3 protein-coding genes are annotated in these 4,150 nt (G+C 62.7%); 1 reads left to right on the forward strand and 2 read right to left on the reverse strand.

Annotated elements, in window-relative coordinates:
- Positions 1–154 precede the first annotated feature (154 nt).
- Positions 155–1,489, forward strand: coding sequence for an OprD family porin (locus tag WBB95_RS04240; protein WP_424486449.1), 1,335 nt, complete (start codon positions 155–157; stop codon positions 1,487–1,489).
- Between the two features lie 104 nt (positions 1,490–1,593).
- On the opposite strand, the gene WBB95_RS04245 is transcribed toward WBB95_RS04240, so the two are convergent.
- Positions 1,594–3,027, reverse strand: a complete 1,434-nt coding sequence (locus WBB95_RS04245; RefSeq protein WP_424486450.1) for a serine hydrolase domain-containing protein — start codon at positions 3,025–3,027, stop codon at positions 1,594–1,596.
- Between the two features lie 24 nt (positions 3,028–3,051).
- On the reverse strand, positions 3,052–3,966 hold the full coding sequence (locus WBB95_RS04250) for a LysR substrate-binding domain-containing protein (protein WP_424486451.1): 915 nt from the start codon (positions 3,964–3,966) through the stop codon (positions 3,052–3,054).
- Positions 3,967–4,150 lie beyond the last annotated feature (184 nt).

Below are 4,150 nucleotides of genomic sequence, written 5' to 3' on the forward strand. Positions count from 1 at the left end.
CATCAATGTGGGCGCTGGCTTGCCTGCGATAGCAACGGGTCAGCTTGCATCTCTGGTGCTGGCCCACCGCGATCGCAGGCAAGCCAGCTCCCACAGTTGACCCGCATCGCTGCTGTAACCCCCCAACAACAATAAAAGTCCACGGGTACACCCAATGAAAATCTCCGTATTCACATCGGCGCCTGCGTGCGCCTGCGTTTTACTCGCCATCAGCACCGCCGCCCACGCCGACGGGTTTCTCGACGACGCCCACGCGAAGATTGAAGCGCGCAACGTCTACTTCAACCAGGACAACCGCAGCGGGCCCGCCCAGCCTTCCAAACAGGAAGAATGGGGCCAGGGCTTTATCCTCAATTTCAATTCCGGCTACACCCAGGGCCCGGTGGGCTTTGGCGTGGAGGCGTTGGGCATGCTCGGCATTCGCCTGGATTCCGGGCGTGGCACCCACGGCAACCCAAATGGCGTCAACCAGGGCGGGTTTGTGTTCCCCACCGACAGCGACGGCCGTGCCGTGAGTGATTTCGCCAGCCTGGGCCTGACCGGCAAAGTACGCGTGGCCAAGACCGAGCTGAAGGTCGGCACCCTGATGCCGAAGTTGCCGGTGGTGGTCTACAACGACGGTCGCCTGTTGCCCGAAACCTTCCAGGGCTGGCAGGCCACGTCCAAGGACTTTGAGAACTTCACCCTGATCGGCGGACGCTTGAGCGGGGTGAAGAGCCGCAACTCCTCCAACGATGAAAACCTCGCCATCAGCGGTGCCGGCGGCCCGGCCGGCAAGCGCAGCAATCAGTTCTATTACGCCGGGGTGGATTACACCGTGCGCCCGAACCTGTTGTTGCAGTACTACTACGGCGAGCTGGAAGACTTTTACCAGCAGCACTTTGTCGGACTGGTGCACAACCTGTCCTTGCCGGTGGGCAGCCTGAAAACTGACCTGCGCTTTTTTGACAGCACCTCGGACGGCGCCAGTGGCAGCGCCGCCGGGCGTGCCGAGGGCTACCGCAGCAGCGGTTACCACAACAATGGCGAAGTCGATAACCGCGTGCTGGCGGGGCTGTTCACCTACAGCCTGGGCGGGCATGCGTTCAGCCTGGGTTACCAGCACCTCAACGGCTCCAGCGACTTTCCGTTTCTCAACGAAGGCGATGGCTCGTCGACCTACCTGATCACCGACCGGCAGACGGGGGCGCGTTTCCAGCGCGCCGGGGAAAACACCTGGGTGGCGCAACACGGGTTCAACTTCGCCACGGTAGGGTTGCCGGGGTTGACGTCGCAGGTGGTGTACCAGCGCGGTGGCGATATCAAGTCTGACCAGGGCCCGCAGCATGAGTGGGAGCGCGACTTGATGCTGACGTATGCCTTCCAGAGCAAAACCCTGACCGGGTTTGCGGTGCAATGGCGCAATGCGATGTTGCGCAGCACGGTGGCGACGCAGCGGGATCTGGATGAAAACCGGTTGTACCTGACCTATACCCACGCGTTGTTTTGAGGCCGGGAACAGAGCGCTGATTCGGCTTGTTTTGCGATGGCGGTGTGTCAGTCCATAGAGGCAATAACTGATTCACCGTCATCGCGGGCACGCCCGCTCACACCTCAGGTGATGTGTGTTGTGCCGACCAACACGGCCTGCTCGCGTTCGGCGCTGTTGACGTTAACCGTGCGTGCGAAGCTCACGCTGTTGCCCTCGAACACGCACACCACGCGGTCACGGAACGCCGTCTGCGGGTAGATCCAGGTCATCTCCAGGGTCTTGGCGTCCAGCCAGCGGGCCCCGGCGACAATCTGCGCGTGGTTGAAATCGTAGCCGTGGTGCAAGGCGCGGCCGGGCATGCTGGTGGTGCCGGTCAGCCAGTGATCAACGCCCACGCTCAGGCTGTGAGTGGCCTGGTTGTCCGTCAATTGGAAGGTCAGCACATCAGCGCTGAAGTCGAACGACAACTGCTGCACGCCCAGGTCGTTCTCAGCCATCAAAAACACCCGTTTCGAATCGGCAGGCGTCGCACAGGCTGACACCCGCGGCGGCCGTTCGGCCATGCTCGCCAAACGCGCTTCCAGCCGCGCATCCGCCTCGGGCGTGCCACCGCCGCCAAACGCCGCGGGAAAGTACTGCTCGATAAACGGAATGATCGCCGCGGAGTTCTTCATCCCGCCGACCACCACCAGGGTCGCGCCATGGTCACGGTACACCGCTGCCATCTGCACAAACACGCCGAGGGCACTGAATGCACCGCCCGGTTTCATCATCCAATGGTAACCGTAGCGGCTGTCGGGGCCGCCTTGGGGTTGCGTCGCAGCCTTGACCCAGGCCGCCGGCAAGAGTTGCTGGCCGTTCCACACGCCCTCCTGAGCATGCAGCACCGCCAGTTTCAACACCGCCGAGACCGGCGCCGTGAGGCCATTGCCGCCCGGGTTGACGCCATCCGGGCCGATGTCCCAGTGCTCGTTGTGAATCGCCAACGGTACAAACAGGCGCGGCTTGAGGTAAGCGTGCAGGGTTTGCCCGGTGACGCGGTTGATCAGCGCCGACAGCATGTAGCTCGCCGCACTGGTGTAGACGTACTCGGTGCCGGGCGCATAGGCCAGCGGGATCTTGAAAAATTCGCTGATCCAACTGGTGTCGATGCCGCGCCACACCGAGCCCGAGGTGTTGGCGGCATGCCCGGTGCGCATGGTCAGCAGGTGTTCGACGGTCATGTCCGCCAGGCGCGGGTCGGCATTGGCGGGTACCTCGTCGGGGAAGAAACTGACCAGCCGATCATCCAGCTTCAGCAAGCCGGCTTCGATGGCCAGGCCAATCGCACAGCCGGTAAAACTCTTGGCGATGGAATGCAGCACGCGCGGCTCGTTGGGGTCGACCGGCCAGGTCCAGCCTTCGGCGACCACATGGCCGTGGCGGTGCAGCATGAAGCCGTGCAGGTCGAGACCGGCGGCCTTGACCGCGTCGAGAAACGCGACCACCTGATCGGGGTCAACGCCAACGCTGCTGGCGCTGGCACGGGGCAAACCATCGTAGGACATCGGGGGCATGAATAGGCTCGTGTGGGCAGGGAGTCAGCGGCTGCGGTGGACCAGCCGCGAATAGGAAATCAGCATGCTGGTGAGTTCTTGGCTGACGCTGGTCAGGGGCGAGGAACGGCGGCTGATCAGGCACACATCGCGGCTCGCCAGCGGTTCTTCGATGGCAATGGTGGTCAGGGCGCTGGAAAACAGCTTCATCCCCGGCAGCATGCGTGGCTCGATGGTCAGGTAGTCGGTTTCAGAGACGATGTGCAGGGTTTCCAGGAGTGAATCGGTGGTGATCGCAATTTTTGGCGGCGCCAGGCCCTGGGTGCGAAACAGTTCCACCAGGCGGTTTTCCGCGCCGCCAACCACGCCGGACGGGCGCACGCTGATCCACTGGCAGTCCACCAGCGCCTGCACCGACTTCGCCTGGGCCAGCGGGTGGCCCTTGCGCGCAATAATCCCGGCGTTGGAGCTGTAGAGGCGGTCGATGGACAAATCGATGTCGGTGACATTCGGTGCCAGCGGGCACAGCACAAAATCCAGGCGACCGTCGCGGACCTTTTCCACCAGGCCTTTGGTGGTGTCACTGGCCACGTGTACCTGGATGCGCGGGAAGCGCTGGGTGAAATTGCTCAGTACCGGCAACAGCAATTCGGCCAGGGGTTCGGAGGTCACGCCCAAGGCGATATTGCCTTCGGGTTCGCCTTTCCAGGGTTGCAGGTCGAGCAGGGCGCGTTCGCAATCGAGGGTGATGGAGCGGGCGCGAACCAGGAACACTTCACCGGCCGACGTCAGGTTGATGCCTTGGTTGGAGCGTTGCAGCAAGACCACGCCGAGTTCTTTTTCCAGGGTCTGGATCGACTGGGTCAGGGTGCTTTGGGCCACGTCCAGCTGGCGCGCGGCAGAGCGGAAACTGCCTTTTTCGACCACGGCACAGAACGCGCGAAGATGGGTGAGTGTCATGACGGGGCTGCCTCGCTAAGCGGCATTTAAACCATTGGATGCCCGCCAGCTTATCTGACGGTCAGGGGTGTGGACAGATCGGTTTGGCCGATCAGGTTCATTATTTATGATCGGCCTGAAACGGCCCCAACCCCGGTTTTTCGGTAGGCTGGGGGCAATGCGACGCGGGATCATCACGTGATCG

The organism is Pseudomonas sp. (assembly GCF_049645325.1).
Taxonomy (GTDB): Bacteria; Pseudomonadota; Gammaproteobacteria; order Pseudomonadales; family Pseudomonadaceae; genus Aquipseudomonas.